Annotated in this window: 20 protein-coding genes and 1 tRNA gene; 9 read left to right on the forward strand and 12 right to left on the reverse strand. The window is 60.3% G+C overall.

Going from position 1 to position 20,287, the window contains the following annotated elements; genetic code table 11:
- Positions 1-22 precede the first annotated feature (22 nt).
- Positions 23-1,051, reverse strand: a complete 1,029-nt coding sequence (locus ABIE49_RS20205; protein ID WP_192739067.1) for a hypothetical protein — start codon at positions 1,049-1,051, stop codon at positions 23-25.
- A 72-nt stretch (positions 1,052-1,123) separates the two neighbouring features.
- Between ABIE49_RS20205 and ABIE49_RS20210 the strand changes: the two genes are divergently transcribed.
- Complete coding sequence (locus tag ABIE49_RS20210; protein WP_192739066.1) at positions 1,124-2,311, forward strand: restriction endonuclease; 1,188 nt, start codon at positions 1,124-1,126, stop codon at positions 2,309-2,311.
- 130 nt (positions 2,312-2,441) lie between these two features.
- Here ABIE49_RS20210 and ABIE49_RS20215 read toward each other — a convergent pair whose 3' ends face one another.
- From ABIE49_RS20215 to ABIE49_RS20250, 8 genes are all read right to left on the reverse strand, one after another.
- Positions 2,442-2,909: a hypothetical protein gene (locus ABIE49_RS20215; RefSeq protein ID WP_192739065.1), complete on the reverse strand. Its 468-nt coding sequence runs from the start codon at positions 2,907-2,909 to the stop codon at positions 2,442-2,444.
- 333 nt (positions 2,910-3,242) lie between these two features.
- On the reverse strand, positions 3,243-4,859 hold the full coding sequence (locus ABIE49_RS20220) for a DNA primase family protein (protein WP_192739064.1): 1,617 nt from the start codon (positions 4,857-4,859) through the stop codon (positions 3,243-3,245).
- On the reverse strand, positions 4,859-5,986 hold the full coding sequence (locus ABIE49_RS20225) for a DNA-primase RepB domain-containing protein (RefSeq protein ID WP_192739063.1): 1,128 nt from the start codon (positions 5,984-5,986) through the stop codon (positions 4,859-4,861). The genes ABIE49_RS20220 and ABIE49_RS20225 overlap by 1 nt, the downstream gene beginning before the upstream one ends.
- 58 nt (positions 5,987-6,044) lie before the next feature.
- Positions 6,045-6,254 carry a hypothetical protein gene (locus tag ABIE49_RS20230; protein ID WP_192739062.1) on the reverse strand — a complete coding sequence of 70 codons (210 nt, stop codon included), beginning with the start codon at positions 6,252-6,254 and terminating at the stop codon, positions 6,045-6,047.
- 87 nt (positions 6,255-6,341) lie between these two features.
- Positions 6,342-6,998, reverse strand: coding sequence for a hypothetical protein (locus ABIE49_RS20235; protein ID WP_192739061.1), 657 nt, complete (start codon positions 6,996-6,998; stop codon positions 6,342-6,344).
- Positions 6,995-7,387, reverse strand: a complete 393-nt coding sequence (locus ABIE49_RS20240) for a hypothetical protein (protein WP_192739060.1) — start codon at positions 7,385-7,387, stop codon at positions 6,995-6,997. The genes ABIE49_RS20235 and ABIE49_RS20240 overlap by 4 nt, the downstream gene beginning before the upstream one ends.
- 185 nt (positions 7,388-7,572) lie before the next feature.
- Positions 7,573-8,862, reverse strand: a complete 1,290-nt coding sequence (locus ABIE49_RS20245) for a tyrosine-type recombinase/integrase (RefSeq protein ID WP_192739059.1) — start codon at positions 8,860-8,862, stop codon at positions 7,573-7,575.
- A gap of 161 nt (positions 8,863-9,023) precedes the next feature.
- Positions 9,024-9,113 (reverse strand) — tRNA-Ser (locus ABIE49_RS20250).
- 137 nt (positions 9,114-9,250) lie between these two features.
- Between ABIE49_RS20250 and ABIE49_RS20255 the strand changes: the two genes are divergently transcribed.
- Entirely contained in the window at positions 9,251-10,114 is an 864-nt protein-coding gene (locus ABIE49_RS20255; protein WP_192739058.1) for an alpha/beta fold hydrolase, read from the forward strand.
- Between the two features lie 361 nt (positions 10,115-10,475).
- Here ABIE49_RS20255 and ABIE49_RS20260 read toward each other — a convergent pair whose 3' ends face one another.
- Positions 10,476-11,612 (reverse strand): ROK family protein, encoded by a 1,137-nt coding sequence (locus ABIE49_RS20260; RefSeq protein WP_192739057.1) that lies wholly within the window; start codon positions 11,610-11,612, stop codon positions 10,476-10,478.
- 365 nt (positions 11,613-11,977) lie between these two features.
- Here ABIE49_RS20260 and rplU point away from each other — a divergent pair, with 365 nt between their 5' ends.
- From rplU to ABIE49_RS20275, 3 genes are all read left to right on the forward strand, one after another.
- On the forward strand, positions 11,978-12,451 hold the full coding sequence (gene rplU / locus ABIE49_RS20265; protein ID WP_192739056.1) for a 50S ribosomal protein L21: 474 nt from the start codon (positions 11,978-11,980) through the stop codon (positions 12,449-12,451).
- A 90-nt stretch (positions 12,452-12,541) separates the two neighbouring features.
- A complete protein-coding gene (rpmA, locus tag ABIE49_RS20270) occupies positions 12,542-12,811 on the forward strand; it encodes a 50S ribosomal protein L27 (protein ID WP_192739055.1) in 270 nt (89 codons plus the stop codon).
- Between the two features lie 124 nt (positions 12,812-12,935).
- Complete coding sequence (locus tag ABIE49_RS20275; RefSeq protein WP_192739054.1) at positions 12,936-13,529, forward strand: GNAT family N-acetyltransferase; 594 nt, start codon at positions 12,936-12,938, stop codon at positions 13,527-13,529.
- A 143-nt stretch (positions 13,530-13,672) separates the two neighbouring features.
- On the opposite strand, the gene ABIE49_RS20280 is transcribed toward ABIE49_RS20275, so the two are convergent.
- Positions 13,673-14,587 (reverse strand): DMT family transporter, encoded by a 915-nt coding sequence (locus ABIE49_RS20280; protein ID WP_192739053.1) that lies wholly within the window; start codon positions 14,585-14,587, stop codon positions 13,673-13,675.
- 250 nt (positions 14,588-14,837) lie between these two features.
- Here ABIE49_RS20280 and ABIE49_RS20285 point away from each other — a divergent pair, with 250 nt between their 5' ends.
- The 4 genes from ABIE49_RS20285 (at position 14,838) to ABIE49_RS20300 (ending at position 19,191) form a co-directional block, all read left to right on the forward strand.
- Positions 14,838-15,317, forward strand: a complete 480-nt coding sequence (locus ABIE49_RS20285; protein WP_192739052.1) for a MaoC family dehydratase — start codon at positions 14,838-14,840, stop codon at positions 15,315-15,317.
- Between the two features lie 314 nt (positions 15,318-15,631).
- Positions 15,632-16,690 (forward strand): GTPase ObgE, encoded by a 1,059-nt coding sequence (gene obgE, locus ABIE49_RS20290; RefSeq protein WP_192739051.1) that lies wholly within the window; start codon positions 15,632-15,634, stop codon positions 16,688-16,690.
- 177 nt (positions 16,691-16,867) lie between these two features.
- A complete protein-coding gene (locus tag ABIE49_RS20295; RefSeq protein ID WP_192739050.1) occupies positions 16,868-18,493 on the forward strand; it encodes an alkaline phosphatase family protein in 1,626 nt (541 codons plus the stop codon).
- A gap of 17 nt (positions 18,494-18,510) precedes the next feature.
- Positions 18,511-19,191: an ankyrin repeat domain-containing protein gene (locus ABIE49_RS20300; RefSeq protein WP_192739049.1), complete on the forward strand. Its 681-nt coding sequence runs from the start codon at positions 18,511-18,513 to the stop codon at positions 19,189-19,191.
- Positions 19,192-19,237: 46 nt separating this feature from the next.
- Here ABIE49_RS20300 and ABIE49_RS20305 read toward each other — a convergent pair whose 3' ends face one another.
- Complete coding sequence (locus ABIE49_RS20305; RefSeq protein WP_192739048.1) at positions 19,238-20,206, reverse strand: Bug family tripartite tricarboxylate transporter substrate binding protein; 969 nt, start codon at positions 20,204-20,206, stop codon at positions 19,238-19,240.
- Positions 20,207-20,287 lie beyond the last annotated feature (81 nt).

A 20,287-nucleotide genomic window follows, 5' to 3' on the forward strand; every position in this document is an offset into this window, starting at 1 on the left:
GGGCATATCCCAGCGCCGCCCATCAGCTCGCCGTCTTGACCATCGGCCATAGAAACTCGAACCTAGTTTTGATGAGATAGGCGATGCCGAAGCCGTTGGACGTCGCGAGGAGACAATCCTCATCCGACGGCTTTATCTCAAGTACGATCAGAAGCGACGCCTCTTCATTCGCCCGCTGCTTATAGTCGAGTAACTGACCAATTGCGGTTCGGATTGCGTACCGAACGCTTGGTCGTTCGCAAGGTTTGACTTCCACCAAGACCTGCCCTTTAGCGGCATCGCGATAGCGCAGATCAACGCTCGCGACGTTGGGCCGAAGTTCGGTTGCTCCATCGCTCGCAATGAAGCGTTCGAACTTGGCCTGTAGAATGTTGTGTCTCGGTGTGATCTCCACCTCGTGTGCTTCCACATATCGCAAGTAGTCATCACCAGTTGCACCGGCGCTGTTCAACCCTGGTTTGCTCTTGTTCAACTTCGTCTTGCCGGGACGCGACAAACCGTCCAACAGGGTACGCGTTTGTCTCTCAAACTTGCGAACCCCGGGCCATGTCTGAGATGATGGTACCCACCACGGCGTCTGCCCCATCCAGCCGCGCCCCCGGCCCATGACCAATGTTCTATCTTCCAGATCGAGACGAATTGCATTCTTCGCCAAGGCAACGATCCGAAAGGTCACAATCCTATCTCGTGCATGTTGCTGAGTAGGCGGCTTAGCAAACTTTTGCCGTCGACGATAAACTCTTGCTTGTCGATAGAAGCCAATAACCCTGCGGCCACCTTTGTCCCGATCAGTTGCAGTCCATACGACGTCCACGCCATCGACATAATCGCCGCTCCCACCGATGGCTTCAATGCGAATTTGTCGTTCCTTGCTTCCTCGAACGGTTTCTACGTGACCGTAGACATTTCCATCGGGGCAAGCCAAAAAATTGCAAACTTCGAGGCCGGTCTTGTGGCGATCGACCCATTTTCCGCCGCCTACAATCGTGTCCGGCTCTACTAGGCCCTCATAGCGGCTCATCCAGCCGATATTGCAGAACAACATTTTCACCACCAAAGCCCCCCCCCGCCTCGCGATGCACAAAATCAACGTGGGCCGCGAAAACTTGTCAAGGTGGTCGCGTTGTCGGGTTCAGACCGAATTGGAGCAAAAGACAGATATTGGCTCGCTCGCGAGCCCAAAGAAAAGAAACAACGTGGCGGGATCGCGAGCCGGGTGGTGATGTCTGGCCTTCTCTCAGACTTCGGCGCTTGGTTACGCATTCATCTGCGCTGGCGTTGCGCCACGGTCTGCTATAATCGGTCGGTCATGGGACACATAAACATGCTTGCATCCTCGTTCGCCGTCGCGCTGAGCGAGGACGCTGGTGAGCGCTCTGGTCTCGCGCTTAGTAGGCAGCAGCTTATCGAGCACCTCGACAAGGATCATCCCTTTCAAATCGCCCTCACTGGAGAAGACGACTTACTGCGCATTGGGAGCGACGAGTATGCGGACACGGTAGGGGACCTACTGTTCGCGCTCGGCGCGGCAGACCAGCCGGGGATGCCGACCCTCGGGGAGCGCCTGATCGGAAAGTTGGGACCAGATTGGATGTCGCGGCTCAACTTAGAAGCGATGCTCGAAGTCGAGGCGGTCGCCCTGCACCACCTCCACCGCCGCAACGAGACTGGCAAGCTCGACCACGACGCCCTCAATACCGATCTCGAAAACGTAATCGGCGGGCGTCGTAAAGCGATCATGGACGATCTCTTGGCCGTAATGTCAGTCGAGCTGGCGCAGTCCCCCTATTTCACGCGCATCGAGCGAACAGGTGATCCGGTTGCCCTGACCTCGCTGTTCGAAAGCGAACAGCTCCCGATCACGGGCGGCTTCTTCGATCAGCGCTTTGTCAACTACCTGTCGGCAAAGCCTGAAGTCTTGCAGGAGATCAATTGGCGTCAATTCGAGGGGCTCACCGCGGAGTGGCTCGTAAGGAACGGTTACAACGTCGAACTCGGACCCGGCCGCGATGACGGAGGCGTGGACGTGCGTGCCTGGAACGCAGACGCCAAGCCTGGTAGCCCGCCGGTCCTGATCGTCCAATGCAAGCGGGAGAAGCGCAAGATCGGCAAAGTTGTCGTGAAGGCACTTTGGGCCGATGTGCATGCTGAGAGTGCATACGCCGGCCTAATAGTTACTACGAATGATATCAGTCCGGGAGCCGCGAAAGTCGTGGAAGCTCGGGCCTACCCTGTCACGGTTGCTAACCGTAACGAGGTTCTGCGATGGCTCACCGCCATGCGGAAACCTGCTGCGGGAGTGTGCCTGTAAGTGAGAGATTTTAGATCGTACCACACTCGGCCGCTTGAGCCATCGGCGTCACCATCCTTGCCGAGCCGACGCAAGGTCTGCAAGCTACGTCGCATGAGCGGACAGCTGGTCCAGTCGGCGGCGAGCGTTTTCATTGCGCCATTCCCTGCGCCAGGGTCGCCCAGCACTGATCCAGCGTCCATTCACACGGCACTTCGAAATTGCGCATCGCGAGCCGGAAATGCTCATCACAGCGCAAGGAAGCCCGCAGCTCGTCCTCACGACGCGTGCGAGCATCTGCCCGCATCGCCTGGTCCACCTCGACCAACAAAGCCATAAGGCGGCGGGCGTCGCGGCGTCGGGCTGCTAGGTTAGGCAGCAGGGCAAGGCTTTTGCAGCCGTTATCGAACTCCTCAAAGAGAGCGTCCAACGACGTGTAAGCAGGCGCGGTGACGTGCCGGCCAAAATGCTGGTCCACGGCCACAATGACTGTCTTCATCCGCCAACGCGGTTGTTTGTTTTCGTAGCCGTCCGGCGGCACTTGACGCAATGCGCGGCGGACCGTTTGTCGGTCAAGTTCCAGCATGTCAGCCGCTCCGAACGCGGAAACCAGTTTCATATCCAACTCCTTCTGTTGTCGTTGTCTCTTTGTAAATTGCTGGCCCTAGCCCTACCGCGGGCGCGAGCGCGACCCGCACTGCCGGAGGGTCGGGAAGGACCCGCTCGCGCCAGCTGGTACGACGCCGTGACGCGTGACGCGGGTGACGCGAGAAATGTCCTATTCCGACAGACCTGCCGTAGTCGTCCGCGGATACCTTCCATCCTTTCTTCCTCTTAAATACCAATAAGAGCGCGTCACTCGCGTCACCCACTCGGAAATTACTTGCGCTTTCAATCGCTTCGGCCGGTGACGCGGGTGGTGACGCGCAATCGACCGAACCATTCGATCGCGTCACGCGTCACGCGCAATCGGTGACGTGCGACACTCGGCGGTGACACGCTCGTGACACGAACGCATTTTCTCGACGCTCTCCTTTTGATCCCAGTTCGCCGGGATGAGGGAATTCACCTCGGCGGTCGAGGTTGACGCCATCACAGTCTTGCCCTCGAACAAGCGGCGCTCCGTAGCAGCCTTGTGATATTCGAGCCCCATATTGTTGAGAGCAACGCCGCAATAGTAACGGCTGCGATTGTCGCGCATTTCAGCGTCCATACCGATGCGACCGTCGCCGATGGCCTTCAAGGCTTTGCCAATGCCGTCGTTGGTCGGCATACGCCGATCTTCACCCTTCTGCTCCACGAACCAGGCCGAATGAGCGAGGCAGAAGTCAGAGACCCGGACACGGGCCATGGGATCAAATTCGACACAATCTTCCAGAAAACCCGCAACGAGATTGCTGTCGCGATGGATCGCGTCAGCCGTCGCATCGATGCCGGTGGTGGTCTCGATAGAACCGCGCTGGAGCGCTGTGCGAAGTCCTGCAATTGCCCAATTGAGAACACCCGGCAGTTCGGTCGCGACAACCATTTCGCCGGGCTTCGCGTAGCCACGGCGACGGGCTTCAGCAGCAGCGCCGACCGGGCGGCTGTCGTCGAAGCGGCGCGAGACCTCGATCACGATCATGCGGTTGACAATCGCACGCGTCGCTTCCTTGAACTGCGGCTGGAAGTTGGTTGCCCAGAAGATCGGCACGCGCACGGTCTGCGTCAGCATTGGGCCGTTCTTCACGTTGATCTGGACAGGCTCCTGCGTGATGATCGACTTCACAACGCTGGACAAGTGCCAGGCGCCGCCGAAGGCTTCATGCAAAACCCACGGTAGCCGTTTGACAAACGGCATCGAGCCGTGGGCTTGTTCGAGAGACCCGATGGGCGCGGCAATGCTGCCACCGAACAGGCCAGCGACGACGTCGAGAGGTCCCGACTTGCCGAGGTTCTGGACCCCCCAGAAAACCAACGCTTTCGACAGTGAGCGCGGCTTTTTGTCAATCAGCGCTGCGCCCATGCATTCTTGCACGACGCGGACCAGGGCCGCCTGCTCATCGGTAAGCCGGTCGCCGAACATGTCGTTGATCATAGTCAGCCACCACGGGCATTCGGCCGCCGGATCATAATCGACCTCGATACGCCACGTGCAGAGGTGATCGGGCCGCGCAGGTTCCAGCTCGCCGGTCATGGGATCGACCAGACCAGAACGCGTCGGGATTTTGCCATGCTGATCCCATGGGATTTCACCATGGCGCCACAGCTCCGGTCGACGCAAGATACGGTTGCGAGCTTCTGAGGTCAGCTTATTGGTGTTCGTGACGCCCATGGCTTCGCACGCCGCCTCAATACGCATGCCCAACCAGGCATTTACGTCGGTACGCATCTCCCAGATGCCACCGGAATAGAGCCATTCGCCCTTGCTCTCGGTGATGATCAGCGCTTCACCGAGCGCGCGCATGTGCTCCAGCACCGCATCGCCGATCACGACGTGAAGCTCGCCTTTGGGAACTCCGACTGCCCGCGGAAACTCCACGACATTGTCGGAACCGGCCTTGCCGTTGCCATCCATGGCCATCTCCATCACGGGGCCTCCCGGCGCTTGCGGTAGCGCGACGCATGCTTCTTCAGCCATGTCTCGCACATGCCACGAACTTTTCGCTCTTCGCGGCGCCAATTCCAGCGAGCACCATATTCACCGGCCGCCAACCGCGTCGCGACCAGCACACGCTCGACCACACCATCAATAGGCACACCGGCATTCAGCAACGATGCCGTGACCGAGAGCTGCGTGGTGTGAATAGAGTTGTCGCCGCCAGCCATGTACATCATGGCGCGCAAGCGCTGCTCCACGTTGACCGGGGGCTTGAAACCGACGCGCTTGGCGTACTCAGCAAAGAAGTCAGGCTCGGTCTCAACGCGCGAGCGTTCTGGGGCGATCATATACTCGCCAGCAGTCTTTGCGCGTTCGCGGCTGCGGCGCAGCATGACGGGGGACTGCTCGCTCAGCCACTCCTCCATATCATCGATTTCGTATCGGCGCGCAGGGTGGAACGACGTGATCACAACCTCATGCCATGCTCCGTTCTTGGTGTTGTGCGAGCCAGGCAAACGCAGCACGCGCGAGACCTCACACACCGAGAGATCGCCCGCGACGAGGTCGGCGAGCTGGCGCAGCGTAGCCTCGATGCGGTCCAAGTTCGCTTGCGTATCCAGCGGCTCGGTCAGCAGCCAGTAGGCGTGGACGCCGTTGCCAGACGACACAGTGATGCTCGGCTGCATGCGCAGGCGTGCGAGGTGGCGCAACACATCGTTGAGCGGCTCGGCACCGAGCAGATCGACATCCTTGAAGTCGATGTCGGCATGCAAGCAGACCGTTTGAGCGATGGTTTCCTTTTTGCGCTTTTGCGATCCTGCCTTCAGAGCGGAGACACAAACGAACATGCCGCGGCCAGACTTGTCCCATTTGGTGATGAACGATGACGCCATCTGGCCCGACGCGCGCATCAACAGATGGCGCTCGCTCGGCTGCGTCTCGTCGTGGCGCTCGTTGGGAAACGAGCAAAGATAGATCATCTGCTCGTCGATATGAGCGAACAGCGCATCAAGGAACTGCACGGCAGTCGGCCGCGCTGGTTCGCTCGGCCGCGATGCCGTTTCGTCGGCGATAACTTGTGCCGGTGTTTGGTCACTGGTATAGATGTGATACATGATGTTTCCAAAATATTGAGCCCGGCGCGCACCACACGCACCGGGCTTTCTGTTGATGTTATTCGTTGATGAAGCCGAGGCGGACGGCCTCAGAGCGCGGCACCATCGGCATGGTGCCGACGCGAACAATTTTCAAATCGCCGCGCTTAATCTGACGCCAGAGCGTAGGGCGCGAGGTGCCGGTCAGCTGGATCCATTCCGGAAGTCGCCAGCAGAGGCGATCCGGAGCAATGCGCGAACGTTGGTCATTGTGAGTAACGTGGGCCATTCAAGCCATCCCTTGTTCAAGATGGCTCAGATCGTATCTTCCGGTGACGGACCCGCTTGACGCGTTAAACCGAAAAAAAACGGCGACCTAACGCGGTAAAGTTTCCAGAATATGACCCAATCGAGTTTCGGGTATTGCAGGAAATTGAAGGTCGTCCCAGGCCGCTTGCATCAAATCTACGAGCTTGCCTGATCTCGCTTTCGGAGCGCGCCGACCAGTACGACGTTCGTAGAACTCGCGCATCTGCATTACAAATGCGCGCGCCAGCATCTCTGAGCGACCGGCCAAAGGTTCCACCAGCTCGAAATGCTCCGCACGCTGCCGTAGTTCGTGCAGCTCCTTCACAAGCTCGTTAATTTTTGTCCATACTTGGTTGGCTGAAATGAACTGCTGCCCCGGTCCTGGCACGGGATTAACGAAGGCCGACGCAAAGTCCGACGCGTCCTTGGTGCGCAGCGGTTTCGCGACGTTGTCCACGTTCTTGAGGACAGTCAGCATTCGCAAAGCCAGTTCCCTTTCCGAGGGTATTGTTCGCAGGAACATCGCGGCCACCATCACTGCGTTTCGGCCGATCTCTTCAACGTCGGATCGCAACTCTCGTTTGCTTCTGCCAACGCCAAGCGCGAACGCGTCAATCAGAAAATCATCGCGGGTCTGATCGAGCAGTCCTCGCGTCGCGATCCTTTTTTCAAGCGCACCAATCTCTCTGAGTTGGATTTTCCGATCTGGCGGCTCTTTCCTCATCGTCGCACTCGATAGGACCTATTTTTTCCGGCATTCGGATTGCCACCGAAATCGCAATGGCATTCGGTCAGCGGCGGGTCATGGTCGTGCGCGCGCCTAAAGCCATAAGAACCAAGAACGTGCCCTCGAAGCAGTTTCGGCATCGGCAAATGGTTGACATAATGTCGCCGCCCGCTCTTCAGCGTACAAATGCTCATGTCTTCATCACACTGTTTGTCTTGCGCCGGGGCAGCAAACCGCGTGTCGCCAACGCCGTCAAACAACCTTGTATCTGCCGTGCTTTGAAGCACCGGCGCAGGTTGATGGTTTGATTGAAACGATTGCCATTTTTGACCAGGGACCGTCAAAAAAATCTTAGCGGAGCCGGTGATGAAGGCTTGAGGAAGCATAGCCCGAGTTAGCCATTGGTACTAACAGTCGGCTACATGTAAACGCACGTTAGCTACATGTAACGCACGGTCAGCTAAAAGTAAGCGCACAGTTGGCTACTGTTACTCGGCGCACCGGACCGCCAGACCTCGCGGCGCGTCGATTGCGCTGCGAGCACTCACCTTTTCATCCGCAGGCCAAATCGCTAGGCCCGCAGTGGCACGACATTGTCATCGCCGGCGACAGGCCGAGCACAGTAGTCGGCCCAGTCCTTCATCATCTGCTTGCGAAGTTCGAAGAATGTGGTTCGCTTGTATGCCGCGATCACATCATCGCTAACTTTATGCGCGAGTGCAGCCTCGGCAGCCGCATCGTCGTAACCATGCTCGGCAGCCCAGTCCCGGAATGAAGAACGAAAGCCGTGCGGCACGATCTCGCGATCTGACTTCGGATCAACCCATTGCCGCCCTTGCTCGTTCATTCTATCGATTGCGGCAGCAACGGATGCGTCGCTCAACGGCTTGCCCTTCGAGTTGGGAAAAATGTACTCGCTGCCTTCATTGAGAGCTTCCATGCGATCCAATACGTCGAGAGCAGCCTGACTGAGTGGGACTTTATGCTCGGTATCGGCCTTCATCAGAACAGCCGGGATGGTCCAGACCGCCGCCTTACGATCAATCTGATCCTTTTTCGCCGCAACGGCATTACCCGGTCGGACCGCAGTCAGGATTTGAAATTCGAGAGCTGCGGCAGCGACACCATCGCGCTTGCGTAGCTCGCGCATAAAAGCAGATAGCTGTTGGTATGGCAGCGCAGGATGATTGCGAACCTTCCGGACCTTCGAGGTTGCGGGAAGCAAATTATCCAGATGACCTTTCCAGCGCGCTGGGTTCTCGCCTTTGAACTCGCCCTTGGCCTTGGCAGCGTCAATCACGGTCTCGATGCGACCGCGAATACGGTTCGCGGTCTCAGTCTTCGTTGCCCAAATCGGCTCAATGATCCGCAACACCAAGGTGGTGTCGATGCTTGAAATCGGGAGATCGCGAATGGCTCTGCAGTAATCGTGCTTGGTCGATTTGCCGTTGGGATCGATGCCGAGCAGCGTCATCGTCCACTGCGCCGAATGCTTCGCGTTCTTCCAGCCTGGAGAGTTCGCCTTGATGAACCGCTTGGCAGCCGTTCCGAACGTAATCGCTTTCGCGGCATCAACACGAGCCGCGGCTTTCACCGCGCGCTTGGCATCGATGGGATCGCCGCCATTCAGTCTGAGGCGGCGAGCATCCCCGGCCTTGATCCGAGCGTCCGCAAGGGTAACATCGCGCGCCGAACCAAGCCCATGCCATCGGCTGCGGCCGTCGCTCTTGAACCGAAATAGCCACGACTTGCTGCCGCCTTTGGCAACCTGCAGGTATAAACCGCCGCCATCACCATAGAGGCCACGTTTAGTCAGCTTCTCGACCTGCTTGGCGTTCAGCTTGCCGTAACCCCGCGCCATGAAACGTCCCTCGCCGTTACCTACACTCTTACATACATTTAGGCGTGAGATTTGTCGATCCCAACTGAGCCGACCTGAAATGGATTTCGGCGTAAACCACCGTTTTAAGAATGGCTTACTGATCAGTTTGAGACTGAATGAAATATCGTGAAACTGAGGTCTGGCGGAGAGGGAGGGATTCGAACCCCCGATAGGCTTGCACCTATGCCGCATTTCGAGTGCGGTGCATTCGACCACTCTGCCACCTCTCCAGGCGCCATTTCGGGGTGATTCCTCAGCCCGCGGTCGGGGCGAGTTCTAGGCGAGGACGGCGGGCCAGACAAGGCGCGGGGGCAAGATTTTCGCTGGTCCCCAAGCGGACCCAGGACCCAAAAAAAGGAGCCGAAAAATGGAGCATTTGACGATTCGTGCCAATGGTGCGGCGTTCCATGTCGTCCGCGCCGGGAACGGGCAGCCGCTGTTATTGCTGCATGGCTGGCCCGAATTCTGGCTGACTTGGGAGCCGGTCATGGCGCAGCTCGCCGATCGCTTCACGCTTTATGCGCCCGACCTGCGCGGTTTCGGCGACAGCGACAAGCCGAATGGGCCGCACGGTCCCGATCAGCACGCCGCCGACATGCTGGCGCTGATGGACGCGCTCGGCCTCGCGCAGGCCGGCATTGTCGGCCACGACGTCGGCGGCGGGCTGATGCAGCCGATGGCACGCGCCGCGCCGGAACGCATCGCCGGATTGTTCTTCTTCGATTTTCTCTATCCCGGCATCGGGCGGCGGATGGCGGAGCCGGACCGGCTGAACCATATCTGGTACCAGTCGCTCAACCAGCTGGAGATCGCACCCATGCTGATCGGCGCCAGCCGCGAGAGCTGCCGCGCCTATATCGGCTATTTCCTGAAACATTGGAGCCATCGCAACCAAGCGTTCGACGACGTGCTCGAAGCTTTCGTCGATAATTTCCTCAAAGACGGAAACCTCGCCGGCGGGTTTGCGTATTATCGCGGCGCGCATGCCGGGCGGATCCGCATGCTGAAGGGCGAGGCGCCCAGGCTCGCGCCGATCGATCTGCCGACCTGCGTTCGCTGGGCCGAACACGACCCGCTGTTTCCCTACGCCTGGACCGATCGGCTCGGCGAGACTTTTTCAAATCTCGATCTTGCGATGTTTGAAGGCGTCGGGCACTTCGCGCATCGCGAAGATCCCGATCGCGCGGCATCCGAGATCGCGGCGTTCTTTCAGCGGATCGGCTGGAAATGATTCTTTTTTTGACGCGTTTTCTTCACGCGAACCGGTACCCACTTCGCTCGAAAACGCTATGAGTGGGAGATAAAGGTGGGGCCGCCAGACGCGACAAAACACTGACGGCCCCGTGCCGCTACTTTGAAATTCTGGCCGGGAAGTGCGGCTTCGCCGGTCAGCTGGAGCGACGATTTGACGGTAGCGGCGCGCGCGGAAAGGGCAACGCGATCCCGGTCTTAACCTAACCAGTCAACCTTACCGCGCGTGATGCGAACTCTCATCGCGCGCAGCGCTGGACTCGGGAAGATCGCTCCGGAGCCTTGTTTTCAAGGGTTTTTGCGCGATGTGTGCCGGCGTTAACCGCACTCGAACGCGCCCGTTAATCTTTACCCTTCTTTGCTTTCTTGTCGTCCTTGTCGCTGTCGCCCTTGTCTTTGGCCTTTTCGCCCCTGCCGTTTTCTTTCCTGCGATTGGTGAAGCGCGCATTGCCGAGACCGGTGCCGATGGTCAGCACGCCCCATCGTTCGACATCCTGCATGTAAGGGACCTCGGAAAGCCCCTGCACGACGCCGTCATTATGCATCAACACCGCCGTGTCGTGATCGCCGATCATCGGTATGGCTTCCACGAGACTTGCCGGCAGATTGAATTTGCTGCTCTCCCAATTGCCCGGCAGATTCTGTGCGCCTTTTTCGATCGAGCCGTCCCCGTTGATCACACCGGGACAGGCAATGCCGATGAACGGCGCCAGCTTGTGGCCTTCTGTTTCAGCTTCAGAGATCAGATCCTTCAGCATCTTGACCAGCCGTTTTACCGCACCCTCGCGCGTCGGCTCGTCGTCGGCATGCCGCCACAGTTCGGACTTCCACACCTCGGCCTTCGAAAGATCGGGCGTCTTCTTCCAGCGCGTCTCGACCACGCCGCAGCGGATGTTGGTGCCGCCGATGTCGACGCTCAGGATGCTGTCATAGCCCTCGAAAATCCATGACGGCGCCAGGTGCAGCGCGCCGATCAGGCCGGCGTCATCCGGATGAAAACGGATCGGCACCAGATCGACGTCATATTCCTCGGCCTTGAGGAGAAGCCCGGTGCGGGCGATCGCGAGTTCGCCAACCCGGCTTTGCCGGAATCCGCCACCGACCACGATGCGCTCGGTATCAGCCCATGCCTTGGTCTTGAGGAAGCGCCCGGTCACATAGGCAAGCTCCTGCGCGAATTCCTCGATCGCGCCATGCACCAGCGCGGCGGCAGCGAGATCGTCGCCCACCAGCGCCTCGTCGAGGTCGCCCTTGGCGATCTCGTCGGTGGATTTTTTCCCCAACGGATCGTCGCCGTTTTTCTTCAGCGGCTTGCGCAGCGTATCCAATATCTTGCGAAACGCGCCCTTGCTGGCGCGGTCACCGAGGAACCCGTCATCGTCCTTCAGCTCTATATTAAAGCTGTCGACCTCGACGGACGGTAGACGGCCTGCGCCGTGGCGGGCGATGCCCGTTGTCGTGACTGTGTCTTCTGCCATTTTTGCCCTTAGCCCAACCGGATTTCGCTGACACAACGGGCGGGGAACCCATTGGTTTCACTCGGGCGAGTGGCCAATGGCGAAGGGCGAGCCGTGAATGGGCCGCCTATTCGCCGTTTCCTGATCCAAATCCTTCATTTGGCCCGGTTTTTGGGCTCCTTTGCCTTGACTCGGGGCTGCCAGCGGCTATAAGTCCCGGCATCCGGCGCGGGATTTCTCGCGCCGCTTGTTTTTGCGCGAATTTGAGGGATCACACCCCGACCGTGCGAAAATCGTACCCATAACGACTGACCAAAAAGCCGACCCGGACATGACCCTGTGGGGACGACGTCCGAGGCCGGGATCGAACACGAAGGAATAAAACGATGTTCGCAGTCATCAAAACCGGCGGCCGGCAATACCGGGTCGTTCCGAATGATGTACTCGAGATAGGCAAGATCGCCGGCGAAGTCGGCACGATCGTGCAACTTGGCGAAGTTCTGGTGCTCGGCGGTGACACGCCGGTGCTGGGCATGCCCACGGTTGCCGGCGCCTCGGTCGCGGCAGAAGTGCTGGACCACAAGCGCGGCGCCAAGGTGATCGCGTTCAAGAAGCGCCGCCGCAAGAATTCGCGCCGCAAGCGCGGCTATCGCGACGAGCTCACGGTGCTTCGCATCACCGAGATCCTGGCCGATAACGCCAAGCCTTCGATCGGCCCGCGGCCGAAGAAGGAAAAGGTTGTCGCGGCGCCCGCCGAGGGCGACGAGGCACCGGCGGCCAAGAAGGCTCCCGCCAAGAAGGCTGCGGCAAAGCCCGCCGCAAAGAAGGCTCCGGCCAAGAAGGCCGCAGCCAAGAAGTGATATCAGCGCATCAGGATTTGATGCGTGACAAAGCGTGAAATGATTCCGTCAAGGAATTGATCCAGATTACGGCGAAGTTGGAGACGGGCCATGGCTCACAAAAAAGCAGGCGGTTCATCGCGGAACGGACGTGATTCAGCAGGCAAGCGCCTTGGCATCAAGGCGTATGGCGGCGAGCACGTGATCCCCGGCAACATTATCGCGCGTCAGCGCGGCACCACCTGGCATCCCGGCCTTAATGTGGGCATGGGCACCGACCATACTTTGTTCGCCAAGATCGAAGGTCACGTCGAGTTCCGTGCAAAAGGCAATGGCCGCACTTTCGTATCGGTTGTTCCGATGGCGGAGGCGGCCGAATAGACGGTGGACAACATGAGTCCGCCGGGTCCTGTTGAACCGGCGGAGTCAAAAAAGGCTCCAAGGGGAGGCGGGAAACCGGCCTCCCTTTTTGTTTGCGTATGTTTTCGCATTTCAGGAGCCCGACATGTTGCAGGATATTCCGACCCCGATATTGCGTGAAGCGAGTCCCTGCGTCCTCGAGACCGAACGGCTGACCTTGCGCCGGCCGACGCTCGCGGACGTAAAAGCAATTGCCTACCTCGCCAACGATCGCCGCATTGCGGAGAACACCCGCCGCCTGCCGCATCCGTACTCGCGGGATCACGCCGTCGAATTCGTGCGCGCGTTGGGCGGCGGCCGCGCGACCGTGTTCCTGATCGAGAACAACCATTCGCCGCTCGGCATGGTCGGCATCGACTGGCGCGAGCCGGACGCGCCGGAACTCGGCTATTGGCTTGGCGTCGAGCATTGGGGCCAGGGCTTTGGCACCGAAGCCGCGCGCGCGGTGATCGATTTTCACTTCGAGGAGTTCGATGCCGAGCACCTGATATCAGGCGCCCGCGTCGCCAACCCCTCCTCGCGCAACATCCTGGAGAAATGCGGCTTCCAGTGGAGCGGCGTCGAACTGCACCGTTTCGAGGCGCTGGGATCCTCGACCCCGGTCGATTGTTTTCGCCTCTCGCGCAGCGTCTGGTCGTCGCTGAAGAACTGGGGCACTTCGACGCGGCGGGAGCGGTAACGCTCTCTCCACCGTCGTCCCGGCCTTGAGCCGGGACCCATAACCACAGGCGTTTGTGGTGGAGCGAAAGTCGGCGAACAGCTTTCTTACATCGAGAGGCCGCGGCGTATGGGTCCCGGCTCAAGGCCGGGACGACAATGGAGCTACGCCGGCGGATTAACCACCGTCTCCTCGCGCCCCAGCTTCTGCTCGCGCAGGAAGATGTAAAGTCCGGCGCCGATGATGATCGCGGCACCGATGATGGTCGCCGGTGACGGCACGTCTCCCCACACCACGAAGCCGAAAATCACCGCCCACACGATCATCGAATATTGATAGGGCACCACGACGCTGGCCGGCGCCAGCTTCAGCGAACGGTTGATGCACAGCAGCGCGCACACCGAAATCACTCCCGCGGCGGCGAACATGCCGAGGCTGCCAAGCGTCGGCGTTACCCAACCAACCGGCGACATCACCGCGCCGAGCAGGAACGTGCCGCCAAACTGCGTTGTCGTCAGCACGATATCCGGCGTCGCCCGCAGCGAGCGCGTGATCAGCATCAGCAACGCGAATGAAAAGCTGCCGCCGAGCGCGATCATTGCGGGCCAGCTCACGGTCTGTGCCGATGGCCGCAGCGCGATCAATACGCCGGCGAAGCCGATCAGAATCGCACTCCAGCGCCGCCAGCCGACGCGCTCGCCCAGCACCAGCCCGGACAGCGCCGTGACGAAAATCGGCGCCGCCAGATAATAGGTGATGACGTCGGCGAGCGGCAGATAGACGGTCGCGATAAAGAAGGCGGCAACTTCCAGCGTGGAGAGCGTCACCCGGAGCAATTGCAACCAGGGCCGTTCCAGGCGCGTGAATTCGGCGCGCTGCCTCCAGATGATCGGCAGCAGCACCAGCAGCGCCGCGCAGGCGCGCAGCCACAGCAATTGCCCGACCGAATAGGTCGCGACCATGAACTTGCCGAGCGCGTCGCCGAACGAGAACATGAAGATCGACAGCAGCATCAATCCGATGCCGGCCAACCGCGCGGAACGCTCGTCATAGGTGGATGGTTTTGCGAACAGGGACATTTCCTCAGAGTGCCGGCTTGCGCCGGTCTTCCGTATTATTCGTGCGTTGCTGTTTTAAAGACGTAGACGCCGGTGATGTCCAGAGCATCAGCGGTACACCGCCGGTGCCCGGAATACAAAATCGCGAAAACAACCCCATGCAAAGATAGAATGGAGCCCGGTTCGGGACTGTCGAACCGAACCAATTGTCGCAGTACGACCTCTGCGCTACCGGTATTCCTGCAACCATCCCATTCCGCAGGAGCCCGTCATGACCGACTTCGACCCCGCACAGCATCGTATGGTGCCTGAACAGCGCTGGTTCGAGGATTTCAAGCTCGGCGAGCGCTTCGTGATCCCGAGCCGGACCCAGACCTCGGCCGTGTTCGCCGCGTTCCAGACCGCGAGCGGCGATACCCACCCGATCCACTACGATGTCGAATATTGCCGCGCCCGCGGCATGCCGGACCTGCTCGCGCATGGTTTCCAGACCCTGGTCCACACCGCGCCGGGCGCCGGGCTGTTTCCCTACATTGTCGAGGAATCGCTGATCGGATTTCTCGAACAGTCGAGTCGGTTCCTCAAGCCGGTCTATGCCGGCGATACCATCTATCCCGCGCTTGAAGTAACCGAGCTCGTCCCCGGCCGCAGCACCGGCGTGGTGACGCTGCGTTCGACCGTGTTCAATCAGCGCAAGGAGCTGGTGCTGGAGGGCATGCAGAAGTTTTTGATCCGCAAGCGGCCCACCTGATCGCGTCGTCTCATTCGATCGCCGCGAGCCCCGATATGCGCTGGTTGGAGCGATAAGCCGCTTGGGAGGCCGAAATATCGCCCAAGGCGGCAAAAAGTCCCGAAAATTAAGGCTTTTCGGTAATGTTTGACGGCTTAAGGGTTGCCGCAGCGGCCCCCCTGCCTTACCTAGAACCTATTCTGCACCGATTGATCGGAACGAGGCTCCAGCGCTCGTTTTGACGCGTTTGCCGCAGATAAGTCTACGCAATCTGCGTAAACTTGATTGCATCGCGATCCGCTGCGCAATTCGCTCGAAACGCCATAGAAGCCATTATGAAATTCCTTGACGAAGCAAAGGTCTATATCCGCTCCGGCGACGGCGGCAACGGCTGCGTGGCGTTCCGCCGCGAGAAGTTCATCGAGTTTGGTGGTCCTTCCGGCGGCAATGGCGGCCGCGGCGGCGATGTCGTCATCGAAGTGGTCGATGGTCTGAACACGCTGATCGACTATCGCTATCAGCAGCACTTCAAGGCGCAGAAGGGCACCAATGGCATGGGCAAGGACCGCCATGGCGCCAATGGCAAGTCGATCGTGCTCAAGGTCCCGGTCGGCACGCAGATTTTCGACGAAGACCGCGAGACGCTGATCCACGACTTCACTACGCTCGGCGAAAAATTCGTGCTGGCCGAGGGCGGCAATGGCGGCTTCGGCAACGCGCATTTCAAATCCTCCACCAACCGCGCGCCGCGCAACGCCAATCCCGGCCAGGAAGGCGAGGAACGCTGGATCTGGCTGCGGCTGAAACTGATCGCGGATGCAGGTCTCGTCGGCCTGCCCAATGCCGGCAAGTCGACTTTCCTCTCCGTGGTCAGCGCGGCAAAGCCGAAGATCGCGGACTATCCCTTCACCACATTGCACCCACAGCTCGGCGTCGTGAACGCGCAGGGCCGTGAATTCGTGCTGGCGGATATTCCGGGCCTGATCGAGGGCGCGCATGAAGGCGCCGGGCTCGGCGACAGATTCTTGGGCCATGTCGAGCGCTGCCGTGTGCTGCTGCATCTGATCGATGCGACCTGCGAACATGCCGGCAAGGCCTACAAGACGGTCCGCACCGAGCTCGATGCCTATGAGGGCCATCTCGCCGAGAAGATCGAAATCGTCGCGCTCAACAAGATCGATGCCGTGACGCCGGACGAATTGAAGAAGCAAAAGGACCGGTTGAAGCGCGCTGCGAAGAAGACGCCACTGCTGATCTCGGCGGTGACCGGCGAAGGCATGCCGGAAGCGCTGAAGGCGCTGGTCGAGGTGATCGGCGAGGCCCCGGTTTCGCTGAAGGCCAAGGGCGGCGCGGCACAGGCCGAGCCCTGGACCCCGGCGACGCCGCAGAGCTAAAGCGTTTTCCAGCGAAGTGGACACCGGTTCGCGTCAAGAAAACGCGTCAAATCGAGAATCTAGAGCCCGTTCCGATTCAATCGGAACAAGGCTCTAGAGTTTGCGGCGCAACGCGGTTTGCAATCGGTCGTTCGATATTGCAGCATCGGACGATTGAAATCGTACCCTGTGTGAAGCATGCCGCAGCCGAAGAACGTCCTCTGGATCATGTGCGATCAGCTTCGCTATGATTATCTGGGCTGTACCGGCCACCCGACGCTGACCACGCCGAACATCGATGCGATGGCGAAACGCGGCGTGCGCTTTTCAAAAGCCTATGTGCAGTCACCGATCTGCGGCCCTTCGCGGATGTCGTTCTACACCGGCCGCTACATGCGCTCGCACGGCTCGCACTGGAACGGCTGGCCGCTGCGGGTGGGCGAGCCCACGCTCGGCGATCACCTGAACAAGATCGGCGTCCGCAACGTGCTGGTCGGCAAGACCCACATGGCGCCCGACATCGAAGGCCTGAAGGCGCTCGGGATCGCGCCGGATTCCATCATCGGCGTGCACGTCTCGGAATGCGGTTTTGAGCCTTACGAGCGCGACGACGGCCTGCATCCCGACAACCGTCCTCGCCCGCGATACGACAATTATCTGCGTGAGCAGGGATACGAGGCCACCAACCCCTGGGAGCATTGGGCCAATTCAGGCGCGGATGACGATGGCGCGCTGCAGAACGGCTGGCTACTGGTGCACGCCGACAAGGCGGCCCGCGTCCCGGAAGAGCATTCCGAAACGCCCTACATGACGCGCCGCGCGATGGATTTTATCACAGAAGCCGAAGCGGACGGACGTCCCTGGTGCCTGCATCTGTCGTACATCAAGCCGCACTGGCCCTACATCGCGCCCGAACCCTACGCCAGCATGTACAGCGCGGCCGACATCTTGCCGGCGGTGCGTTCGGAGAAGGAGCGCCAGGAAGCGCATCCGGTGTTCGCCGCCTATATGGACATGCGGTACTCCCGCAACATGGCGCGCGACGAGGCGCGGGAAAAAGTCATCCCGACCTATATGGGCCTGATCAAGCAGATCGACGACCAGATGGGCGTGCTGATGCAATACCTGGAGAGCCGCGGCCTGCTCGACACCACAATGATCGTGTTCACCTCCGACCATGGCGACTATCTCGGCGACCACTGGATGGGCGAGAAGGATCTGTTCCACGATCAATCCGCCAAAATTCCGCTGATCGTGATCGATCCGTCGCACGAGGCCGACGCGACGCGCGGCACTATCAGCGATGCGCTGGTCGAGGCGATCGATCTGGCGCCGACCTTCATCGAGTATTTCGGCGGCAAGGCGCCGGATCATATTCTCGAAGGCCGCTCCCTGATGCCGCTGCTGCACGGCGCAGCGCCCGCCGATTGGCGCAAGGTGGTTTTTTCAGAATATGATTATTGCATGCAGGACGTTCGCTTGAAGCTGAACCAGCCGATCGAGCAATGCCGCCTGTTCATGGTGTTCGACGGCCGCTGGAAATATGTTCAGGCCTCAGGCTTCCGCCCGATGCTGTACGACCTCGAAAGCGACCCACAGGAATTCGCCGATCGCGGCGAGGATCCCGCATGCGCTGACGTGATCGCGCGGCTGCAAGCGGCGCTGTTCGACTGGGCGCTGCATCCCAAGATGCACATTACCACGCCAAACGTGAAGATCGCGGCCTACGCGGAGAACCAGCTTCAGGTCAAGAACGGCGTCCTGATCGGCATCTGGGACGAAGCGGAATTGGCCGCGATCCGCAAGCGGATTGCAACGCAATAGCGCCGGGAGGCTCTCCCATGCATGTCCTCGCTGTCCTGCTTCTCGTGCTCGTTACCACCCTATCCGCCTTCGCCCAGATCGCACCGACCGAGCCGGAAGTGCGCGCCTATAGCGGCCTGCATGCCGCGGCCGCCCGCGGCGACATCGCCGAAATCGAACGGCGTATCGGCTCAAATGAAAACAGGGAAGCGGTCGACAGCCGGCAGCGAACGCCGCTGCACGTTGCCGTCTACCTGAAAAAGCACGATGCCGCCCGCGCTCTGATCCGGCTCGGCGCCGATCCGAACAAGCTTGAAGCCGACCGTTACGACATCATCACGATCGCGGCGGTCGCCAACGATGTGCCGATGCTTCGAATCGCGATCGAGGGCGGGGGCAACCCGAAGGCCGTCACCAGCCGCTACGACGGGACCGCCCTGATCGCGGCCGCACATCTTGGCCATGCTGAGGTGGTGCGAATGCTGATCGCCGCGAAGGCACCGCTGGATCATGTCAACAATTTGAAATGGACCGCGCTGATCGAATCCATCGTGCTTGGCGACGGCGGCAAAAACCACACCGAGACGCTGCGCGCCCTGGTCGAGGCCGGCGCCGACGTGAACATTCCGGACGGCAGTGGCGCGACACCGCTCAAACTCGCGAAAGGTCGCGGCTATCGCGAGATGGTGGCCATCCTGGAAAAGGCCGGAGCGAAGTGAGGGGCAGTCCTGAACGAATCCTCAGGCCGATATCCGAGCGCCAGCCTCAATTCGTGATCTTGTAACCCGTGGCCTTCACGATCGGCTGCCAGAACGCGGTGTCGGCCGCGAGCGCCTTGGTCAGATCCTCCGGAGTTGAGCCGACCGGAATCAGCGAGACAGCATTCAGCTTCTCCTTGACGTCAGGCTTGGCCAGCACTTCCGCTGCAGCAGCGCTCAGCTTCCTGGCGAAATCCGGCGAACTGCCCGCCGGCAGCCACATGCCGTACCAGCCGTCCGCCACCAGATCGACGCCGGCCTCCTTCAGGTTCGGAACGTCGGGCAGGAAGGGCGAGCGCGCCGGGCCGCTCACCGCCACGATGCGGATGCCGCCGGCCCGATGCTGCGTGATGGTGTCCGAAAGCGTTGTGACCGCGAATGGGATGTGCCCGCCGACGAGATCGGTGATGATCGGTGCCGAGCCGCGATACGCCACACGCGTCATGGAAAGGCCGAGCGCCTTTTCGAGCTGCCATCCCGTGAAATGCGGAATGGTGCCGCTCGATGGCACGCCGTAACTGGCTTTCGAGGGGTTGGCCTTGATCCAGGCCACCAATTGCTTGAAGTCCGTCACGCCGATCGAGGGGCTCACCACCACAACGAATTCGAAGCGGGCAATCTGTGAGACCGGGATGAAATCCTTCGCCGAGTCGTAGCTCGGCTGGTTCTCCACCATCGGCAGCAGGTACATGGTCGGGCCAGTGGTGACCAGGACGGTGGTGGTGTCGGGGGCGGCGCCCTTCACGGCCCGGATGCCGATCAGCCCGTCGCCGCCGGTACGGTTCTCGACGATGACGCTGCGGTCGATCAGCGGCGGAAGATATTGCGCCAGCTGGCGGCACAACATGTCGCCGCTGCCACCGGCCGCGAACGGGAAGATGATCCTCGTCAGGGGACCGGATTGGGCGAACGCCTCACCGGCACCCGCTGCCAACGACCATCCGATGCTTCCCGTCAAAAAACTGCGACGATCCATTACCTTCCCCCCGCAAGATTTGCCCCATTACACCAGACTGCGGCCACCATTGAAACATGGCTCATACGGTGCCGGGTCGCT

Origin of the sequence: Bradyrhizobium sp. OAE829 (genome assembly GCF_040546575.1) — a bacterium.
Taxonomy (GTDB): Bacteria; Pseudomonadota; Alphaproteobacteria; order Rhizobiales; family Xanthobacteraceae; genus Bradyrhizobium.